This window comes from Pseudomonas sp. ES4, from assembly GCF_050586665.1.
In the GTDB taxonomy this organism is placed as follows: domain Bacteria; phylum Pseudomonadota; class Gammaproteobacteria; order Pseudomonadales; family Pseudomonadaceae; genus Aquipseudomonas; species Aquipseudomonas frederiksbergensis.
In genome coordinates this window covers 103,198-123,669 of the sequence record NZ_JBOBDO010000009.1, presented here as the reverse complement: position 1 = coordinate 123,669, position 20,472 = coordinate 103,198, and the positions used below count along the sequence as shown (strand labels likewise).

The window sequence follows — 20,472 nt, the reverse complement described above, 5'->3', positions numbered from 1 at the left end:
CCCGCTTTAGGGATAAAGAGACATGCGCCACCAGATTCATGACTTGCTGGCCCCGCTGCCGGGGACCGCTCGACAGATTCACAGCTTTCACTTCGGCCCCTCATCGGCCAAAGGCAAGATTTACATCCAGTCATCCCTGCATGCCGACGAAATGCCCGGCATGCTGGTTGCCTGGCACCTCAAGCAGCGTCTGGCGGAACTCGAAGCCGCCGGCCGTCTGCGCAGCGAAATCGTGCTGGTGCCGGTGGCCAACCCGGTCGGCCTTGAACAAGTACTGATGGATGTGCCGCTGGGTCGTTACGACCTCGAAAGCGGGCAGAACTTCAATCGCTGGTTCGTCGATCTGAGCGAAGCCGTCGGCAACGAGATCGAAGGCCGGCTCGGCGACGATCCGCAGCGCAACCTCGAATTGATTCGCAGCAGCCTGCGCAATGCCCTCGCCCGACAGACCGCCAGCACGCAACTGCAATCCCAGCGCCTGGTTCTGCAACGGCTAGCCTGCGATGCCGACATGGTGCTGGACCTGCATTGCGATTTCGAAGCGGTCGCGCACCTTTACACCACGCCCGAGGCCTGGCCGCAGGTCGAGCCATTGGCGCGTTATATCGGTGCCGAAGCCAGCCTGCTGGCCACCGACTCCGGCGGTCAGTCGTTCGATGAATGTTTCACCCTGCTCTGGTGGCAGTTGAAGGAACGCTTCGGCGAACACTTCGATATTCCACTGGGCAGTTTTTCGGTCACCGTCGAATTGCGCGGCCAGGGTGACGTCAATCACCCGCTGGCCAGCCTCGATTGCCAGGCGCTGATCAATTACCTGACTCACTTCGGCGCCATTGCCGGCGAACCTGCTTCGCTGCCTGAACTGCCCTACCCGGCTACGCCGCTAGCCGGCGTTGAACCGGTAGCGACACCGGTCGGCGGGCTGCTGGTGTTCACCGCGCTACCCGGGGAATACCTCGAAGCCGGGCAACTGATCGCTGAAATCATCGACCCGATCCTTGACCGCGTCACCCCCGTTCATTGCACCGTCGCCGGGTTGATGTACGCCCGCTCGCTACGGCGCATGGCCACTGCTGGCATGGTGATCGCCCACATTGCGGGCACCGAAGCCTATCGCAGTGGCTACCTACTTTCGCCTTGAGGATGCATGCCCCATGTACAAACTGACCATTGAAGGCCTGCATAAAAGCTATGGCGAACATCAAGTACTCAAAGGCGTTTCGCTCAAGGCCAACACCGGCGACGTCATCAGCCTGATCGGCGCCAGCGGCTCGGGCAAAAGTACCTTCCTGCGCTGCATCAACTTTCTCGAACAGCCCAATGACGGCGCCATGAGCCTGGACGGCCAGAACATCCGCATGATCAAGGATCGCCACGGTATGCACGTGGCCGATGCCAATGAACTGCAACGGATCCGCACCCGCCTGGCCATGGTGTTCCAGCACTTCAACCTGTGGAGCCACATGACGGTGCTGGAAAACATCACCATGGCCCCGCGCCGGGTGCTGGGGTGCAGCAAGCAGGAAGCCGAAGACCGTGCCCGACGCTATCTCGACAAAGTGGGCCTGGCCTCGCGCGTGGCGGATCAATACCCGGCGTTTCTTTCCGGCGGTCAGCAGCAACGCGTGGCAATTGCCCGGGCACTCGCCATGGAGCCGGAAGTGATGCTGTTCGACGAACCCACCTCGGCCCTCGACCCCGAACTGGTGGGTGAGGTGCTCAGGGTGATCCAGGGCCTGGCCGAGGAAGGCCGAACCATGATCATGGTGACCCACGAAATGAGCTTCGCCCGCAAGGTCTCGAATCAGGTGCTGTTCCTGCACCAGGGGTTGGTGGAGGAAGAAGGTACACCGGAAGACGTATTGGGCAATCCGAAGAGTGAGCGGTTGAAGCAGTTCCTGAGCGGCAACCTCAAGTAACCCCCACCACCCGTAGGAGCAAAGCTTGCTCGCGATGAACGATAACTCGGTCGTTAATAGACCGCGTCGCGTTCATCGCGAGCAAACTTTGCTCCTACACGCGTTTTGGTATCAGGCAACGGGCGCAGGAGGCGGCTCATCCGGCAAGGTAGGCTCACCGGGCTCGGTGGGTTGTTCGTTGGGGGTATCGGGATCAGGCTGACCGGGGATGCCCCCTGCCATGTCGATAGGTGGATGTGCCAACAAGGACCAGGCCAAAACGCCAACCTGATTGGGCTCAAGCCTTGCCAGTTCGGCACTTATTCGCGGATCGATCTTCATAAAGCACTCCTGAGCGATGGCCCCGTCCGCGTTGCGCGAACCGGGCAGTACACCCCATAGAGTGTCTACCCGCTCAAGAATTCCCACGATTTGCCAGACGAACGGATCAGGTGCGCGGCAGGGTGACGCCGCGCTGGCCCTGATACTTGCCGCCACGGTCCTTGTAGGACACTTCGCACTCTTCGTCGGATTCGAAGAACAGCATCTGAGCCACACCTTCGTTGGCGTAGATTTTTGCCGGCAGCGTGGTGGTGTTGGAGAATTCCAGGGTCACGTGGCCTTCCCACTCAGGCTCAAGCGGCGTCACGTTGACGATAATGCCGCAACGCGCGTAGGTGCTTTTACCCAGACAGATCGTCAGCACATTGCGCGGAATACGGAAGAATTCCACGGTGCGTGCCAAGGCAAAGGAGTTCGGCGGAATGATGCAGACATCGCTCTTGACGTCGACGAAGCTCTTCTCGTCGAAGTTCTTCGGATCAACGGTCGCCGAATTGATGTTGGTGAACACTTTGAATTCATCGGCGCAGCGTACGTCGTAGCCATAGCTCGACACGCCGTAGGAAATCACTCGGTCGGCGCCTTCGCCGCGCATCTGGCGCTCTACGAAGGGCTCGATCATGCCGTGCTCTTGCGCCATGCGGCGAATCCACTTGTCCGATTTGATGCTCATGGCGGGTGTCCTGAATAGCGAGGTGGAAAAAATCTGTCCGGCATCTTACCGGGCGCACGCTTCGGGTTCAAAGTCCGAGGCACAAACTTTGCCGATACCCCCGTAATTTCCGGCCCTTGCGGGTAAACCGGCGGACCGTCAGTCACGAAAACAGAGAAACCTTTGCAGGAAGCATTGGCACGTTCCGGAAAAAGGGTTAAGGTGGCGCCACTGTGCTGCTTGTGTCACTGAGAATCTCTACACGATATGTTGAATTTCGATCCAACCATCTACAAGAATTTTTCCTGCTCTTTGCACTCAGTCTCGGCCAGGGTTCTTCCTGCGTCGCAGTTATCTTTGTTCAAGGAGTTACACCATGTCTAATCGCCAAACTGGTACCGTTAAGTGGTTCAACGATGAAAAAGGCTTCGGCTTCATCACTCCACAATCCGGTGACGACCTGTTCGTTCACTTCAAAGCTATCCAATCCGACGGCTTCAAAAGCCTGAAAGAAGGCCAACAGGTTTCTTTCATCGCTACCCGCGGTCAGAAAGGCATGCAAGCTGAAGAAGTTCAAGTTATCTAACTTGTACTTGCTTTAGTAAAAAGCCCCGCCCTCAAAGCGGGGCTTTTTTGTGCCTGTCTGTTTTGCAGGCAAAAAAAATCGCAGCCCATGGCTGCGATTTTTTGCGTCTTACCAAGTCACGCCAAACCCGGCGGTGTAGCGGGTCTTGTTCAAATCCGCATCGTCGGTGCCGCTGATGATATCTCGCTCGGCCTTCAGGTTAAGCGAAGCCCAATCGGTCACCTTGTAGCGCAAGCCCAGTTCGGCATCGAGCGCGTAATCCGCCACGTCCGACAACGGCTTGCCCACTTCGCCATTGGTGAAGAATTCCACCTTCTTGCCGATCAGGTAGCGGTTGTAATCCCACTTCATCGCCAGGGAGTAGAAGTTTTCCTTGTTGCCATTACTGAACTCATAGTCCGTGCGGTTGAGCAGCGAGCCTAGCGAGAATGCGCCCAGTTCGTTATCCCAGAACTGGTAACCCGGACCGGTACCGACGGTGCGCTGACGAGAGAGCTCTTCGACCTTGTCACGCTTATAGACTGCGCGCCCCTGCCAGAACCACTTTTCGGTCAGGAAGCGATCGAGCGAGTATTCGCCGCGCCAGTTGTCGGTAGTGACCACGTCATCCTGAAATTCGCGGTTGTACTCGCCTTCAGCGGTATGTCGCCACCTGCCATGACGCGCACTGGTCTTGAAGTCGATATCGTAATCGTCGGTGTCTTTTTCGGCTCGCTGATAATCCAGCGCGGCATCGACATTGCCCTTCCACACCAAATCCTCAACGACAGGCTTGGGCTTGAGAATCTGCTGAATGCTTGCCAGTTCCACCGTCTTGGGAGTGTCACCATTGGCCAGGGTGACCTTGCCGTCTTCTGCCGCATGCAGTGCCTTGGCTTTTTCACCATTGTAGGCGTCCTGCTTGACCAGCAACTGTTGATCGCTTTCCAGGGTTTTGACCTGCTTCCAGTCGATCGGGACGGCACCGGCGTATTCGGTCTGGATCAACAGCTTGCCGCCATCGAAAACGACGATCTTGCCGCTCAGCTTGTCACCGTTCTTCAACCAGACAGTATCGGCGAGCAAGGGTGTGGAGGCACTGACGACAGCGAGGCACAGCAGGGTTCTGGACAACATAAGCAAATACAGGCTCAAGTTTGCGAAAAAAAGTCGGCATTATCCATACGAATAAGACCCTAGCAAGGACTGACCCAACTATTTCTAATGAGTTCATTTCTCAATAGGTGATCCAGGATTTACTCTACAGACGGTAAAGCGAACTTTTTTCAGGAACTGCCGATGTGACCGACTCACTCACTGCTACCGATAGTCCGGCGCAAATCCGACGCACGGCGTTGTACCTGACTCTGGCGCAAGTCCCCGAGGGCAAAGTTGTCAGTTATGGTCAGCTCGCCGAGTTGGCGGGACTGGGTCGCGCCGCCCGCTTCGTCGGGCGAACGCTGAGCCAACTGCCGGGCGACAGCAAATTACCCTGGCACCGCGTGCTCGGCGCCGGCGGACGTATCAGCTTGCCTGCCGGCAGCCCTTCGGGGGATGAACAACGCGCGCGTTTGCGCATGGAGGGCATCAGTATCCTGAACAATCGTGTTGATATTCAGCGCCATGGCTGGCGCCCGGTAGAGCACAGCGGTTAGAGTGCGCGCTTTGTTTCCGTATTTCTTGAGGCAGACTCCAGCCCATGCCCCGTAAAACCTGGCGCGCCGCGCTCGCCGCCTATGCCAGCCCTTCGACGCTTGTACTGTTGCTGCTTGGTTTCGCCGCCGGCCTGCCCTACATGCTGGTGTTTTCGACACTTTCAGTCTGGCTGCGTGAAGCCGGTGTGGCTCGCGAAACCATTGGCTATGCAAGCCTCATCGGCCTGGCCTACGCCTTTAAATGGGTCTGGTCACCGCTGCTCGACCAATGGCGCCTGCCATTGCTCGGCAAGCTCGGTCGCCGACGTTCCTGGCTGGTACTTTCACAGGCACTGGTCATTCTCGGCCTGATCGGGATGGGTTTCTGCGACCCGCAAAAGCATTTGTCGTGGCTGATCGCTATTGCTGTAGTTGTCGCCTTCGCTTCGGCGACGCAAGACATCGCGGTCGACGCCTATCGCCTGGAAATCGCCGACGACACTCGCCAGGCCGCCCTCGCCGCCAGTTACATGTCCGGTTATCGGATCGCCGCGCTGCTGGCCACCGCTGGCGCCCTGTTCTTCGCTGAAGGCTTCGGCTCTACCGGTTTCAACTATAAGCATTCGGCATGGGCCGGCACCTACATCCTGTTCGGTGCCTTGATGGTTCCGGCACTGCTCACGTCCTTTTTCATGCGCGAACCGCCGGTGCCGCTGCGCACCCAGCTTCAGGCCGGGCGCTACAGCTTTGTGCATCAACTGGCATCGGTGTTTGTGCTGATCGTGCTGTTGGTTTCCGTGCCGGCCATGTTCACTCAGTTGTACAACACCGATTTCGCCAGCGTGCTGTTCGACGGTGTGAGCGTGCTCGACCTGCTGCTCGAAGACCGCGCATTCCTGCGGGCGATCCTCTACACCACGCTCACCGCCATGTGCCTGTCGGCCATTGGCCGCCGTGGCCTGGCGCCGGTGCTGACGCCGATCAACGACTTCATTCTGCGCTACCGCTGGCAAGCGTTCCTGTTGCTTGGACTAATCGCCACCTATCGGATGTCCGATACGGTCATGGGCGTGATGGCGAATGTGTTCTACATCGACCAGGGCTTCACCAAGGACCAGATTGCCAGCGTCAGCAAGATCTTTGGCCTGATCATGACGCTGGTCGGTGCCGGCATGGGCGGCCTGCTGATTGTGCGCTTCGGTATCTTGCCGATTCTGCTCATCGGCGGCATTGCATCAGCCGGCACCAACCTGCTGTTCCTGATGCTCGCCGACATGGGCGCCAACCTGAACATGCTGATCGCCACCATTTCCCTGGATAACTTCAGCTCGGGCCTGGCGACCTCAGCGTTTGTCGCCTACCTGTCGAGCCTGACCAACCTGAAGTTCTCCGCGACCCAGTACGCCCTGCTCAGCTCGATCATGCTCTTGCTGCCACGCCTGATCGGCGGCTACTCGGGGGTCATGGTGGAGAAATTCGGTTATCACGATTTTTTCCTGATCACCGCCCTGCTCGGCGTTCCGACACTATTGCTGATTGCCCTGCACTGGTTCCAGGAGAGCCGCCGTGAAGGCCCGACCCCCACGCCGGAACCGATTCCGACTCAGGTGGCGGAAGAGTCGTAGGCTCTATACGTAGGAAGCATCACCGAGGGCTGAGTGATTCTCGCCCTCCTGCCACACAGCCGACCGCACGCCTGTACGCCAGCGGATCTCGCCCGTACAATGCCCGTCATTTCTCGTCATCAGCAACCGACAACGGCCAACCATGCGCACCAGTCAATTTTTGCTCGCCACACAGAAAGAAACGCCTTCCGATGCGGTCGTGATCAGCCATCAGCTGATGCTGCGCGCCGGCATGATCCGCAAACTCGCCTCGGGCCTGTACACCTGGCTGCCGATGGGCTTGCGAGTAATGCGCAAGGTCGAAGCCATCGTTCGTGAAGAAATGAACGCCGCGGGCTCTCTCGAAGTGTTGATGCCGAGCACCCAACCGGCTGAGCTGTGGCAAGAATCCGGTCGCTGGGAAGAGTACGGCCCTGAATTGTTGCGCTTCAAGGATCGCCATGGTCGCGATTTCTGCGCCGGCCCGACTCACGAAGAAGTCATCACTGACCTGATGCGCAACGAGTTGAGCAGCTACAAACAGCTGCCGATCAACCTGTACCAGATCCAGACCAAATTCCGTGACGAAATCCGCCCACGCTTCGGTTTGATGCGCGGCCGCGAATTCATCATGAAGGACGCCTACTCCTTCCACGCTGACCAGCCATCGCTGCAGATCACTTACGACCGCATGCACCAGGCGTATTGCAACGTGTTCACCCGCCTGGGCCTGAAATTCCGCCCGGTTGAAGCCGACAACGGCTCGATCGGCGGTGCCGGCTCCCACGAATTCCACGTGCTGGCCGAATCCGGCGAAGACGATATCGTCTTCAGCAACGGTTCCGACTACGCGGCGAACATCGAGAAAGCCGAAGCCGTGCCACGCGAGACTTCCCGCGCCGCGCCTGCCGAAGAGCTGCGCCTGGTCGACACGCCGAACTGCAAGACCATCGCGCAACTGGTCGAAGGCTTCAACCTGCCGATTGAAAAGACCATCAAGACCCTGGTGGTTCACGCTGAAGAGAAAGGCAAGCTGATTGCCCTGATCATCCGTGGCGACCACGAACTGAACGAAATCAAGGCCGGCAACCAGCCTGGCGTTGCCAGCCCACTGGTCATGGCCTCCGAAGCCGAACTGCGTGACGCCATTGGCGCCGGCGCCGGTTCCCTCGGTCCGTTGAACCTGCCGCTGCCAATCATCATCGACCGCTCCGTCGAGCTGATGAGCGACTTCGGCATCGGTGCCAACATTGATGACAAGCACTACTTCGGCGTGAACTGGGAGCGTGATCTGCCAGTTCCGACCGTTGCCGACCTGCGCAACGTGGTCGCTGGCGACCCAAGCCCGGATGGCAAGGGCACCCTGGAAATCAAACGCGGCATCGAAGTCGGGCACATCTTCCAGCTGGGCAACAAGTACAGCAAAGCGATGAAGTGCGAAGTGCTGGGCGAAAATGGCAAGCCGGTCACCCTGGAAATGGGTTGCTACGGCATCGGCGTTTCCCGCGTGGTGGCTGCGGCCATCGAGCAGAACAACGACGCCAACGGGATCATCTGGAGTGACACGCTGGCCCCGTTCCAGGTCGCGCTGGTACCGCTGCGCTATGAAACCGAACAGGTTCGCGAAGCCACCGACAAGCTGTATGCACAATTGACTGCCGCCGGCTTCGAAGTACTGCTGGACGATCGCGACAAGAAAACCAGCCCGGGCATCAAGTTCGCGGACATGGAGCTGATCGGCATTCCTCACCGGATCGTGGTCAGTGACCGCGGCCTCGCCGAAGGCAATCTTGAATACAAGAGCCGCACCGAGCCCGAAGCGCAAGCGCTGCCGGTGGCAGACGTGCTGTCCTTCCTTCAGTCCCGCATCCGCCGCTGACACCAGATAGAGAAGTCATGTTCAAGCGAAACACCTTAGGCCTCGGTGGTGCCGCCCTGTGCGGCGCCCTGCTGGTCAGCGGCTGTGCCAATCAAATGTCACAACGCAGCGAGCACGAGGAACGTGTCGAGCGTAAATTGCTCGATCACAGCCTGCAGATTGATGTCGGCGAGCCAAAGGTGCTTGAGTTGCCGCAACGTCGGGTGAAGATCCACGAGCAGAAGACTTTCGAAGTCACCGAATTCGAAGTCACACGCCACTACGACCGCTACACGCCGTACCAACCCTGGCGGGAGGCTTACGAGATCCCGCTGGGTGCGGTGGCCGTGGTGGCCGGTGTCGGTGCGAACGTGGTCAACGTGTTCGCCCTCGGCAACCTGCCGGACAGCGTGACGAAAGACTGGTTGAGCTACGGTTTCGCCGGGCTCAACCCGTTCATGAACGTACAGTCTCATGGTCGCGCGCAACAGAACCTGGCGGGAATCGACGAGGTCCAGCTCGACAAGCGCACCGAATACTCGAGCCTGCCATGGAGCGAGCGTCCGGTTGAGGTCAAGGCCGGCAAGGAAACGTTCGAGATGAGCACCGACAAAAACGGTGTATTGCGCGTGAACCTGCTGGACAGCCCGTTCGCCGAACACGACATCAATCATCTGAGCCGGTTGCTGATCAGTGTCCAGGATGCACAGGACGACGTGCACACCAATTCGGCCCTGGCGGTCAGTAGCTCCTTGCGCGGCAAGTTGCTCGAAGCTCACGGGCTGATTTACGACGACCTCGAAGATGACGAAGTGAGCCAGTGGGTACACCGGGTCAAACGTTTGTCGGAACTGGGGCTGGAAGAAGAAGCCACCGAACTGGAACAAAGCCTGATCGAACTGACGCGCAACGATCCTGAATTGCAGACCGAATTCCTCAAGTCGTTGACCAAGGATGCCGGGCGACTGGTAGCGGATCCGGGACCGAATTAAGATCTAAAAGCATCGCGAGCAGGCTCGCTCCCACAGGTACTGCATCGTCCCTGTGGGAGCGAACCTGCTCGCGATGAGGCCCTCATATTCATTGCAAAACCTACCGTTCAAACAACTCCATCTGCTCAAAACCGCCCCGCAAATCCTCCAGCCGCACCCCAATCCCCAGCAACCGCACCGGTTTCCCGCCGCGATTGAACGCCTGGGTCAGCAACAACTGATAGCTGCCCAAATCCCGCCCTGCCCCGGCCTGCTCCAGAGTGGTCTGGGTGAAGTCATGGAATTTCACTTTGACGAACGGCTTGCCCGGCCGATAGCTGCTGTCGATTCGCGCCATGCGGCCGGCCAGGGTTTCCAGTAACTCGGGTAATTTATCGAGGCAGCTCACCAGATCCGGCAAATCCACGTCGTAGGTGTTTTCGACACTGATTGACTGCCGACGACTGTCGTTGTGCACCAACCGGTCATCGATCCCACGGGCCAGGCTCCAGAGTCGCTCACCGAAGCTGCCGAATTCGCGCACTAGCGCCAACTTGTCCCATTCACGCAGATGGGAGCAGTCGACGATACCAAGCCGGCCTAATTTGTCTGCGGTCACTTTGCCAACGCCGTGCAGCTTGCTCACCGGCAAACCACTGACAAAATCCTCGACCTGATCCGGCGTAATGACGAACAAGCCGTTGGGCTTCTTCCAGTCGCTGGCGATCTTGGCCAGAAACTTGTTCGGCGCAACGCCCGCCGAAACAGTGATGTGCAATTGATTAGAGACGCGACGACGAATGTCCTGGGCGATCCGCGTGGCGCTACCACCGAAATGCGCACTGTCAGACACGTCGAGGTAAGCCTCATCCAGGGAAAGCGGCTCGATCAAGTCGGTGTAATCGCGAAAGATCGTGTGTATTTCCTTAGAGGCTTCTCTATAGGCGTCCATGCGTGGCTTGACGATGGTCAGGTCCGGGCACAGCTTCAAGGCATGCCCGGACGACATGGCCGAGCGCACCCCATAAGCCCGCGCCTCATAATTGCAAGTGGCGATCACGCCACGTCGATCCGCAGAACCGCCCACCGCCAGAGGCTTTCCGGCCAGGCGCGGGTCGTCCCGCATCTCGATGGCGGCGTAGAAGCAGTCACAATCGACGTGGATGATTTTTCGCTGCGTCATATAAAAGCAGTGTTCATGGTGAAGAAACAGAGTATTGGCGAGTCAGATCGGCAGTATCTCACTGGCACCTGTATATAGCACCAGTAGTCTGAATGTTCTTTTCCAGCTGTAGGAAAAGCGTCGATGAATTTATTTTCTCAATCGCCAAGCTTCAACCGATAGAGCTGAAAGCCTTGCCATACCGACCTTACAGCCAATTACCCCGTCCTGTTTTCAAGCTAAGCGATTGAACAGGAAGAGGTTTTCTCTAGACTGAAGGTTGACAGCCTGCCGATCCTCTGTAGAATGCCGCCACACAGACGCGGGATGGAGCAGTCTGGTAGCTCGTCGGGCTCATAACCCGAAGGTCGTCGGTTCAAATCCGGCTCCCGCAACCAAACATCAGAAAAGGCTACTCGAAAGAGTGGCCTTTTTTGTGCGCGTCTCTTTTGTAAAACCAAGATAGAAAGAGCGTAACGGCTGACGCTGCAGGTTTGAGAAATCGTTCTGATTCCGCAACTTAACGCTCCCCCACGACCGTTCGCCGCTCATTTACGCTTATTTGAGCCGATTCAGGATTAAAGATAGACACGCCGGCATTCGCCTGTAGAATGCCGCCACACAGACGCGGGATGGAGCAGTCTGGTAGCTCGTCGGGCTCATAACCCGAAGGTCGTCGGTTCAAATCCGGCTCCCGCAACCAAACATCAAAAAAGGCTACTCGAAAGAGTGGCCTTTTTTGTGCGCGCCTCTTTTGTAAACAATAATTGAGAAATCGTTCTGATTCCGAAACTTAACTCTCCATCACCACCGTTCGCCGCTCAGTTACGCTTATTTGACCCGATTCAGGATTAACGGTTGACACTCAGGCGTTCGCCTGTAGAATGCCGCCACACAGACGCGGGATGGAGCAGTCTGGTAGCTCGTCGGGCTCATAACCCGAAGGTCGTCGGTTCAAATCCGGCTCCCGCAACCAAACATCAAAAAAGGCTACTCGAAAGAGTGGCCTTTTTTGTATCTGTTGAAAAAGTCCTTTCGCAACAATGATCTGCCACTGTGAAGCGAGCCGTTCGGGATCCCCCAGCGCGGCAGACAGAACCCTCTACGACTGATGACGCACCCTCGTCGATGGTCGGTGAGAGGCGTTAATATTTGTGATTATTTTTTTCTACAGGGATTGGTAACTTGGCTGGATACCCCCATCCTGTCGCGCACAATCCAAGAGGTGATTGATGCGCGCCAACTCGTCTGATTCACAAGACACCGTCACAGCGACACAACCGATCAAGGCCGAGCGTCTGCGCTTGCTTGATCGAATCAGCAAATACCGCCAGCCCATCGGCCTGGCAGTCACTTTGCTGTTGTTCGCTATCGCGCTGATTGCCTGCCGCCACCTGCTGAGCGAACTCGATCTGTACGCTCTGCACGATTCGATTCTCGATGTTCCGAAACCGGCATTATTGGGCGCGCTGGGCGCGACGGTGGTCGGTTTCATCATTCTGCTGGGCTATGAATGGTCGGCCAGCCGCTATGCAGGCGTGACACTGGCGCCGCGAATCCTGGCCCTGGGCGGGTTCACCGCTTTTGCCATCGGCAATGCCATCGGCCTTTCGATGCTCTCCGGGGGTTCGGTTCGCTATCGTTTATATGCACGTCACGGCCTCGGCGCTTCTGAAGTCGCTCGCATGACGTTGTTCGCCAGCCTTTCGCTCGGCTGCGCCCTGCCCCCACTAGCCGCCCTCGCCACCCTCAGCAATCTGCCTGGCGCTTCTGCCGCCCTGGGTCTGTCCGAGACGTTGCTGGGTGCCATCGCCGTAGCCGTTTTGCTGCTCTTCAGCGTACTGGCCATCGGCATCTACCGTCGCCGCCTGCCAGAACAGCCTTACCCGGACAATTTGCTGGTCAAGGTAGGACGCCGCACTGTGCGCCTGCCGGGCCGACGCCTGACATTCCTGCAACTGATCATCACGGCGCTGGACGTGGCCGCTGCGGCCACCGTGCTCTATCTGTTGCTGCCAGAAGCGCCGCCCTTCGGCGCATTCGTGCTGGTGTACCTGCTGGCCTTGGCTGCGGGCGTGCTAAGCCACGTTCCCGGCGGGGTCGGGGTGTTCGAAGCAATCCTGCTGGCCGCCTTCTCCAACACACTCGGCGCCGCGCCACTCGCTGCCGCGCTTCTGCTCTATCGCCTGATCTACGTGGTGCTGCCGTTATTGGTGGCCTGCGTATTGCTGCTGATCAACGAAGGGCAGCGTCTGTTTCAATCGCGTCAATCCTTAAGGGTGGCGTCCGGCCTGGCCGCGCCGATTCTGGCGGTGCTGGTCTTTCTGTCCGGCGTGGTGCTGCTGTTCTCCGGCGTTACCCCGGAAATCGATACACGCCTGGAACACATCGGTTTTCTGATCCCGCATCGACTGGTCGACGCCTCGCACTTCGGTGCCAGCCTGATCGGCGTGCTTTGCTTGCTGCTGGCTCAAGGGCTGCGCCGCCGACTGTCGGCCGCCTGGATGCTGACCACCATTTTGTTGCTGGTCGGCGCCCTGCTCTCGTTGCTCAAAGGCTTCGATTGGGAAGAAGCCTGCTTGCTGACGCTGACGGCGAGTTTGCTAGGCGTTTTCCGCAGCTCGTTCTATCGCCCCAGCCGTCTGACCGAGGTGCCGTTTTCGCCGCTGTACCTGGTGGCGAGCCTGTGCGTACTCGGTGCATCGATCTGGCTGTTGCTGTTCGCCTATCAGGACGTCCCGTACAGCCATCAGCTCTGGTGGCAGTTCACCCTCGACGCCGATGCCCCGCGTGGCTTGCGTTCGCTGCTTGGCGCCGCGGTGTTGCTGGTGGTGGTGTCCCTGACCTGGCTGCTGCGCACCGCGCGCCCGGTGATCCATCTGCCAACAGCCGATGAGCTGGACCGCGCGGTAAAGATCCTGATGGCTTCCGCACAACCGGATGGCGGCCTCGCCCTGACCGGTGACAAGGCGCTGCTGTTTCACCCCAACGATGAAGCGTTCCTGATGTACGCCCGCCGTGGTCGCAGCCTGGTGGCCTTGTATGACCCGATCGGCCCGACCCAGCAACGGGCGGAAATGATCTGGCAGTTCCGCGACCTTTGCGACCTCCACCACGCCCGCCCTGTGTTCTATCAAGTGCGCGCCGAGAACCTGCCGTATTACATGGACATCGGCCTGACCGCGATCAAGCTCGGCGAAGAAGCCCGGGTCGATCTGCATCGCTTTGATCTCGAGGCCAAAGGCAAAGAGATGAAAGACCTGCGCTACACCTGGAACCGCGGCACTCGCGATGGCCTGTCGCTGGAGATCTTTGAACCGGGGCAAGCGCCGATGGAAGAACTCAAGGTGATTTCCGATGCCTGGCTGACCGGCAAGAACGTGCGCGAGAAAGGCTTCTCCCTCGGCCGTTTCAGCGATGACTACCTCAAGCATTTCCGCATCGCGGTGATTCGTTTCGAAGGACGTCCGGTGGCATTCGCCAACCTGCTCGAGACTTATGGTCATGACCTGGCCAGCCTTGACCTGATGCGCGCGCATCCGGACGCGCCCAAGCTGACCATGGAGTTCATGATGGTCGGCCTGATTCAACATTATAAAAATCATGGATACGCGCGCTTCAGCCTGGGCATGGTGCCGTTGTCGGGGTTGCAACCCCGTCGTGGTGCCCCACTGACCCAGCGTCTGGGCTCGATGGTTTTCCGCCGTGGTGAGCAGCTCTACAACTTCCAAGGCTTGCGCCGTTTCAAAGACAAATTCCAGCCTGACTGGGAACCCCGTTATATGGCCGTGCCCGCCGGACTCGATCCGCTGGTTGCCTTGGCCGACACTGCCGCCCTGATTGCAGGCGGCTTGACTGGATTGGTGAAACGCTGATGATTCAACGCTCCTTGCGGTACGTCCTGGCCACACTGGTAGTGCTGGCCCTGATTCTCGGTGGCGGTTACTGGTACCTGAAACGCCCGGCACCCGAACCGACCCTCGAACTACTGACGCCGGCCGATGGCGCCGCGATGACCCGTGTCATTCCCGGCAACACGCCACGCGCCCAGGTGCTGGTGGCGGTCAATGAAGACCAGAAGCTCAGCAACAAACAGTTGATGACCCTGAGCCGCACCGGTTCGGCGCAGATTGTCCAGGTGATCCTGCCCCAAGACTGCTTGCTGCAAAGTCGCGCCCTGCAATCGGCCCTCAGAGAACTCAAGGGCCCGGCGACCCTGGTCAGCGGCATCGGCCCTGGCGCCGTGCTGGCGTGGCGCTGGTTGTCCGAGCAGAAGGACGACAAGGCTCAAGCCGTCTCGGTGGACCTGGCCCTGGAAAAACCAGGCTGCACCCACCTGCTACCGAAAAGCGCCCCTCACGGGCATTGGCTGGTGGCCTGGAACGACAACCCGGACGACACCAGCGCCGGCTTCGTGCGCGACCAAGCCAACGCCGAAACCAGCATCAGCGACTACGACATCAACCTGCCGCAAGTGCTGAACAACGAACTGCGCAAGATCCTCGTTGGCGGCGATAAAGCCGCTGGCGGCCTGCAGATCCCGGTCGTCGAAGTGCCCGCCGGCCAAGCCAAGGACACTGTGACCCTGTTCCTGTCCGGTGACGGCGGCTGGCGCGACCTTGACCGTGACGTAGCGGGCGAGATGGCGAAGATCGGCTACCCGGTCGTCGGCATCGACACCCTGCGTTACTACTGGCAACACAAGAGTCCGGAGCAAAGCGCCCTGGACCTCACCGAGCTGATGCAGCACTACCGGCAGAAATGGGGCACCAAGCGCTTCATCCTGACCGGTTACTCGTTCGGCGCCGACGTCCTGCCGGCGATCTACAACCGCCTGGAGCCATCGGAGCAGCAACGGGTCGACGCAATTATCCTGCTGGCTTTCGCCCGCACCGGCAGCTTCGAAATCGAAGTCGAAGGCTGGCTCGGCAACGCCGGCAAAGAAGCCGCCACCGGCCCGGAAATGGCCAAGCTGCCGCCGGAAAAAGTGGTGTGCATCTACGGTGAAGAGGAAGTCGACGAGAGCGGCTGTACCGACAAGACCGCCGTGGGCGAAGCGATGAAACTGCCTGGCGGTCATCACTTCGACGAGAACTACCCGGCGCTGGCGAAGCGGTTGGTGGATGTGATCGAGAAGCGTCAAGCGAAGGAGACGGCGGCTCAGGAGTGATCTGAGTCCCGCCTACGAAAAAGCCCCCGCAGCCTTGAGGTTGCGGGGGCTTTTTCATAGGTACGCAATTTAACCCGCACCGCAGGTCCCTGTGGGAGCGGGCTTGCCCGCGATGGCGGTATGTCTGCCACATCGATGTTGAATCTGCCGCCGTCATCGCGGGCAAGCCCGCTCCCACAGGATCTACGTATCGCCTGTGCGGATGCGTCTACCGCCCGCGAGCTTGGCGTACCGTGCCCGCATATCGTCGTGACTAACTGCCTTGGCCTGATCAATGTTTAGTTTCGTTTACTAAAAGATCTCGCAATATCAGATGACGCCCGCGGACCTTGTAGGCAAACTCCGAATCTTGCGTTTGGGCACTTTGATGCCTTGTTGCGCTTTTCTTCGACGGGATACTCTCCGGACGTCGCTGACCATTCAGCGATCGGGTGTGGTAACCCGGTTAGGCAAAGTGCAACACCGCTCCCATCACGATTTCGTGCGTTTTTACGTCTGTAATCCCGTGTTATGGCGGCTGTGCGTGGGAGACCTTCGGGTCTGCCGGTTTCTTTGCTCCCCCGGTTTACCACCCTGCGTACAGCTGCCACCCATTCGTGTGGTAACGAATGCGGCAGCTCCTCGTTTTAAGGAGCGAAACAATGAGCAAAACAGATCAGTCCACACCTTCAGAACTGAAAACCATCGGCCTCACCCCCTTCATCTACTGCTCGAACCGGCCACTGTTCCGTGTCAGTGGAGACATCCCCCTCGGCGATGCGCTAGCCATGGCTTCTGATTTTCTGTTCCTTGCCAAGGAGCTGACTAAAGATGCTGCCTACGCCCGTGACACCGACCGACACGCCTGGGCCGCGCATTACCTGACGGCAATGAGCAAGGCAGTGATTGATGATGCGGTGAAGGTACTGACGCCGCCACCTGCCCGGACAAAAGCCGAATCTAAAAAATAGCTGCCTGAACGCCGCCCGGACCAAGCCCGCTCCCACAAGGGGTCTTCATTGCCTTCAGATGAGACACAAAAAAGCCCCCGCAACCACAATGGCAACGGGGGCTTTTTGTTGCGGCTTACATCTCTACCTGCGTCCCCAGTTCAATCACCCGGTTCAGCGGCAAATTGAAGAAGCGCAAGTTGCCGTTGGCGTTCTGCAACATGAAGGCGAACAACGCCTCACGCCAGCGGGCCATGCCTTCGAGTTTGGAGGCGATGACCGTCTCGCGGCTGAGGAAGTAGGTGGTGCGCATCGGGCTGAAATCCAGGTCATCGAGATGACACAGCTTCAGCGCTTGCGGCACGTCCGGCTCGTCGACGAAGCCAAAGTGCAGGATCACCCGGAAGAAACCCTCGCCGTAGGAATCGACCTCGAAACGCCGAGATGCCGGCACCCGCGGGATGTCTTCGTACACCACCGTCAGCAGCACCACTTGCTCGTGCAACACCTGGTTATGCAGCAGGTTGTGCAACAGCGCGTGAGGCACGGCGTCCGGGCGCGCGGTCAGGAACACCGCAGTGCCCTGGACGCGATGCGGCGGTTGCACGGCGATGCTGCTGATGAAGATCGGCAGCGGCAAGCCACCCTCATCGAGACGATCGACCAGCAATTGCTTGCCACGTTTCCAGGTGGTCATCAGCACAAACAATGCGATACCGGCGATCACCGGGAATGCCCCGCCCTGAATGATTTTCGGCACGTTGGCAGCGAAGTACAGACCGTCTACCAGGAGGAAGCCGAGCAACAGCGGAACCGCGAGCACCGGAGGCCATTTCCACAGCAGCAATATCACCGCCGACACCAGGATGGTGGTCATCAGCATGGTGCCCGTTACGGCCACGCCGTAAGCCGAAGCCAGCGCGCCAGAGGACTCGAAGCCCAGCACCAACAGGATGACGCCGACCATCAGCGCCCAGTTCACCGCGCCAATGTAGATCTGGCCTTGCTCGGCACTGGAGGTGTGCCGGATGTGCATGCGTGGTATGTAGCCGAGCTGAATCGCCTGGCGCGTCAGGGAGAACGCGCCGGAAATCACCGCCTGAGAAGCAATCACTGTCGCCAGGGTCGACAACCCCACCAACGGAATCAGCGCCCAGCTCGGGGCCAACAGGTAGAACGGGTTGCGCGCGGCTTCCGGGTCACCGAGCAGCAACGCGCCTTGGCCGAAGTAGTTCAGCACCAGTGCTGGCAGCACCAGGATGAACCATGCGCGAGCGATCGGCTTGCGGCCGAAGTGGCCCATGTCGGCGTACAGTGCTTCAGCACCGGTCAACGCCAGCACCACCGCGCCGAGGATCGCTACGCCCATGCCCGGGTGAACGATGAAGAAGCGCACGGCCCATACCGGGTTCATCGCTTGCAACACTTCCGGGTGCTGCAGAATGCCGTAGACACCCAGCGCCCCAAGCACCACAAACCAGGTGACCATGATCGGCCCGAACAAAATGCCAATCCGCGCGGTACCGTGGCTCTGAATCAGGAACAGCGCCACCAGCACGATCAGCGACAATGGCACCACCCAATGGTCGATGCCCTCGAAAGCCAGTCCCAGGCCTTCAATCGCCGAGAGCACGGAAATCGCCGGGGTGATCATGCTGTCGCCGTAGAACAGCGCCGCGCCGATCAGCCCGCAGACCACCAGCAAACTGCGCAACTTCGGATGCCCCGCTGCGGCCCGTCGCGCCAAAGCGGTCAAGGCCATGATCCCGCCTTCGCCCTGGTTGTCGGCGCGCAGCACGAACATCATGTACTTGATCGACACGACCCAGATCAGCGACCAGAAGATCAGCGCCAGGATACCCAACACGCCGTCATGGTTGACCGGCACGCCGTAGCCACCGGAAAACACTTCTTTAAGGGTGTACAGCGGGCTCGTGCCGATATCGCCATAAACCACACCGACCGCCGCGACCAGCATGCCGATCGGTTTTGCCGCCGAATGCTCAGCGCCCGCCGCCTGACTACTTGCCTGCCCCATCCAACACTCCTACTACTCAGACCCGGACTTCTTATAAGAAGCACTATGCTTTGCCGTGCAGCATGCGCTGTTTTACATCGCGTTACAGACGTTTCATTGACTGTAAAAAATCGGTAAAGCTTAAAGGCGCGAAGCATAGCGCAGCACTCGTCGTATTTCCCTGCATAAAGCTGGTCAAGTGCGTCTCTCATCGCTAGAATTGCGCACTTTTTGACCAGAGACGCAAGATAGCGTCCGTCTGTCGCCTTGCCGTCTTCGGCTGGAGGCGTCACAAATACCGAGGTTAGACATGTCCACCACTCCTGCGCCGGCCAATCCAAAAGTTGGCTTCGTATCCCTGGGTTGCCCCAAAGCACTGGTCGACTCCGAGCGCATCCTTACCCAGCTGCGCATGGAAGGCTATGACGTTGTGTCCACTTACGAGGACGCCGATGTCGTGGTGGTCAACACTTGCGGCTTCATCGATTCGGCCAAGGCTGAATCCCTGGAAGTGATCGGCGAAGCCATCAAGGAAAACGGCAAGGTCATCGTGACCGGCTGCATGGGCGTCGAAGAAGGCAACATTCGCAAGGTGCACCCAAGCGTATTGGCCGTGACCGGTCCGCAGCAGTACGAGCAGGTGGTCAACGCCGTGCACGACGCCGTGCCGCCGCGCCAGGATCACAACCCGCTGATCGACCTGGTGCCGCCGCAAGGCATCAAGCTGACCCCGCGCCACTACGCCTACCTGAAGATTTCCGAAGGCTGCAACCACAGCTGCAGCTTCTGCATCATCCCGTCGATGCGCGGCAAACTGGTCAGTCGTCCAGTCGGTGACGTGCTCGACGAAGCTCAGCGCCTGGTCAAGGCCGGCGTCAAAGAGCTGTTGGTGATCTCGCAAGACACCAGCGCCTACGGCGTCGACGTGAAATACCGCACCGGTTTCTGGAACGGCGCGCCGGTGAAAACCCGCATGACCGAACTCTGCGAAGCCCTGAGCACCCTCGGTGTCTGGGTTCGTCTGCACTATGTTTACCCGTATCCGCACGTCGACGAGCTGATTCCGCTGATGGCCGCCGGGAAAATCCTGCCGTACCTGGACATCCCGTTCCAGCACGCCAGCCCGAAAGTCCTGAAAGCGATGAAACGCCCGGCCTTCGAAGACAAGACCCTGGCCCGCATCAAGAACTGGCGCGAAATCTGCCCGGACCTGATCATCCGTTCGACCTTCATCGTCGGCTTCCCCGGCGAAACCGAAGAAGACTTCCAGTACCTGCTGAACTGGCTGACCGAAGCGCAACTCGATCGCGTCGGCTGCTTCCAGTATTCGCCGGTCGAAGGCGCACCGGCCAACCTGCTGGACGCGGCCATCGTGCCGGACGACGTCAAGCAAGACCGCTGGGACCGCTTCATGGCGCACCAACAAGCGATCAGCTCGGCACGCCTGCAAATGCGCGTCGGCCGTGAAATCGAAGTGCTGGTCGATGAAGTCGACGAGCAAGGCGCGGTCGGCCGCTGCTTCTTCGATGCTCCGGAAATCGACGGCAACGTATTCATCGACAACGGCAGCAACCTGAAACCAGGCGATAAAGTCTGGTGCAAAGTGACCGACGCCGACGAATACGACCTGTGGGCTGAACAGATCTAAACGCAAAAAATACGAAAAGCCC

16 protein-coding genes and 3 tRNA genes are annotated in these 20,472 nt (G+C 59.1%); 14 read left to right on the top strand and 5 right to left on the bottom strand.

Annotated elements, in window-relative coordinates; translation table 11 throughout:
* The first annotated feature begins 22 nt into the window (after positions 1-22).
* Both ACQ4OB_RS12945 and ACQ4OB_RS12940 read left to right on the top strand, forming a co-directional pair.
* Positions 23-1,141, top strand: a complete 1,119-nt coding sequence (locus tag ACQ4OB_RS12945) for a succinylglutamate desuccinylase/aspartoacylase family protein (protein ID WP_430955785.1) — start codon at positions 23-25, stop codon at positions 1,139-1,141.
* Between the two features lie 13 nt (positions 1,142-1,154).
* Entirely contained in the window at positions 1,155-1,919 is a 765-nt protein-coding gene (locus tag ACQ4OB_RS12940) for an ABC transporter ATP-binding protein (RefSeq protein WP_074874091.1), read from the top strand.
* 111 nt (positions 1,920-2,030) lie between these two features.
* Here the strand turns inward: ACQ4OB_RS12940 and ACQ4OB_RS12935 are convergent, their stop codons facing one another.
* Together ACQ4OB_RS12935 and dcd are read right to left on the bottom strand one after the other, a co-directional pair.
* Complete coding sequence (locus tag ACQ4OB_RS12935; protein ID WP_074874090.1) at positions 2,031-2,240, bottom strand: hypothetical protein; 210 nt, start codon at positions 2,238-2,240, stop codon at positions 2,031-2,033.
* 106 nt (positions 2,241-2,346) lie between these two features.
* Complete coding sequence (gene dcd / locus ACQ4OB_RS12930) at positions 2,347-2,913, bottom strand: dCTP deaminase (RefSeq protein ID WP_074874089.1); 567 nt, start codon at positions 2,911-2,913, stop codon at positions 2,347-2,349.
* A 355-nt stretch (positions 2,914-3,268) separates the two neighbouring features.
* Here dcd and ACQ4OB_RS12925 point away from each other — a divergent pair, with 355 nt between their 5' ends.
* A complete protein-coding gene (locus tag ACQ4OB_RS12925) occupies positions 3,269-3,478 on the top strand; it encodes a cold-shock protein (protein WP_002554837.1) in 210 nt (69 codons plus the stop codon).
* Positions 3,479-3,586: 108 nt separating this feature from the next.
* On the opposite strand, the gene ACQ4OB_RS12920 is transcribed toward ACQ4OB_RS12925, so the two are convergent.
* Positions 3,587-4,594 (bottom strand): DUF481 domain-containing protein, encoded by a 1,008-nt coding sequence (locus ACQ4OB_RS12920; protein WP_074874088.1) that lies wholly within the window; start codon positions 4,592-4,594, stop codon positions 3,587-3,589.
* Positions 4,595-4,758: 164 nt separating this feature from the next.
* Between ACQ4OB_RS12920 and ACQ4OB_RS12915 the strand changes: the two genes are divergently transcribed.
* The 4 genes from ACQ4OB_RS12915 (at position 4,759) to ACQ4OB_RS12900 (ending at position 9,545) form a co-directional block, all read left to right on the top strand.
* Complete coding sequence (locus tag ACQ4OB_RS12915; RefSeq protein WP_074874087.1) at positions 4,759-5,112, top strand: MGMT family protein; 354 nt, start codon at positions 4,759-4,761, stop codon at positions 5,110-5,112.
* Positions 5,113-5,156: 44 nt separating this feature from the next.
* The gene (locus tag ACQ4OB_RS12910) at positions 5,157-6,716 is read left to right on the top strand and encodes an AmpG family muropeptide MFS transporter (protein WP_074874086.1); all 1,560 of its coding nucleotides are present in this window, start codon (positions 5,157-5,159) and stop codon (positions 6,714-6,716) included.
* 142 nt (positions 6,717-6,858) lie between these two features.
* Positions 6,859-8,574 (top strand): proline--tRNA ligase, encoded by a 1,716-nt coding sequence (locus ACQ4OB_RS12905; protein WP_074874085.1) that lies wholly within the window; start codon positions 6,859-6,861, stop codon positions 8,572-8,574.
* A 17-nt stretch (positions 8,575-8,591) separates the two neighbouring features.
* On the top strand, positions 8,592-9,545 hold the full coding sequence (locus tag ACQ4OB_RS12900) for a hypothetical protein (protein WP_102615617.1): 954 nt from the start codon (positions 8,592-8,594) through the stop codon (positions 9,543-9,545).
* A gap of 100 nt (positions 9,546-9,645) precedes the next feature.
* On the opposite strand, the gene dinB is transcribed toward ACQ4OB_RS12900, so the two are convergent.
* Complete coding sequence (gene dinB, locus ACQ4OB_RS12895; protein ID WP_008153950.1) at positions 9,646-10,707, bottom strand: DNA polymerase IV; 1,062 nt, start codon at positions 10,705-10,707, stop codon at positions 9,646-9,648.
* A 300-nt stretch (positions 10,708-11,007) separates the two neighbouring features.
* On the opposite strand from dinB, the gene ACQ4OB_RS12890 reads away from it, so the two are divergent.
* The 6 genes from ACQ4OB_RS12890 (at position 11,008) to ACQ4OB_RS12865 (ending at position 16,806) form a co-directional block, all read left to right on the top strand.
* Positions 11,008-11,084 (top strand) — tRNA-Met (locus ACQ4OB_RS12890).
* A 228-nt stretch (positions 11,085-11,312) separates the two neighbouring features.
* Positions 11,313-11,389 (top strand) — tRNA-Met (locus ACQ4OB_RS12885).
* A 196-nt stretch (positions 11,390-11,585) separates the two neighbouring features.
* Positions 11,586-11,662: transfer RNA gene (locus ACQ4OB_RS12880), tRNA-Met, on the top strand.
* 256 nt (positions 11,663-11,918) lie between these two features.
* Positions 11,919-14,561: a bifunctional lysylphosphatidylglycerol flippase/synthetase MprF gene (gene mprF, locus ACQ4OB_RS12875; protein WP_074874083.1), complete on the top strand. Its 2,643-nt coding sequence runs from the start codon at positions 11,919-11,921 to the stop codon at positions 14,559-14,561.
* Positions 14,561-15,856, top strand: coding sequence for a virulence factor family protein (locus tag ACQ4OB_RS12870; protein ID WP_102615619.1), 1,296 nt, complete (start codon positions 14,561-14,563; stop codon positions 15,854-15,856). The genes mprF and ACQ4OB_RS12870 overlap by 1 nt, the downstream gene beginning before the upstream one ends.
* Positions 15,857-16,497: 641 nt before the next feature.
* Positions 16,498-16,806: a DUF3077 domain-containing protein gene (locus tag ACQ4OB_RS12865; RefSeq protein WP_430955784.1), complete on the top strand. Its 309-nt coding sequence runs from the start codon at positions 16,498-16,500 to the stop codon at positions 16,804-16,806.
* Between the two features lie 115 nt (positions 16,807-16,921).
* Here ACQ4OB_RS12865 and ACQ4OB_RS12860 read toward each other — a convergent pair whose 3' ends face one another.
* Positions 16,922-18,823 carry a potassium transporter Kup gene (locus ACQ4OB_RS12860; RefSeq protein ID WP_430955783.1) on the bottom strand — a complete coding sequence of 634 codons (1,902 nt, stop codon included), beginning with the start codon at positions 18,821-18,823 and terminating at the stop codon, positions 16,922-16,924.
* 289 nt (positions 18,824-19,112) lie between these two features.
* Between ACQ4OB_RS12860 and rimO the strand changes: the two genes are divergently transcribed.
* Positions 19,113-20,450 (top strand): 30S ribosomal protein S12 methylthiotransferase RimO, encoded by a 1,338-nt coding sequence (rimO, locus tag ACQ4OB_RS12855; protein WP_010462684.1) that lies wholly within the window; start codon positions 19,113-19,115, stop codon positions 20,448-20,450.
* Positions 20,451-20,472: the final 22 nt, after the last annotated feature.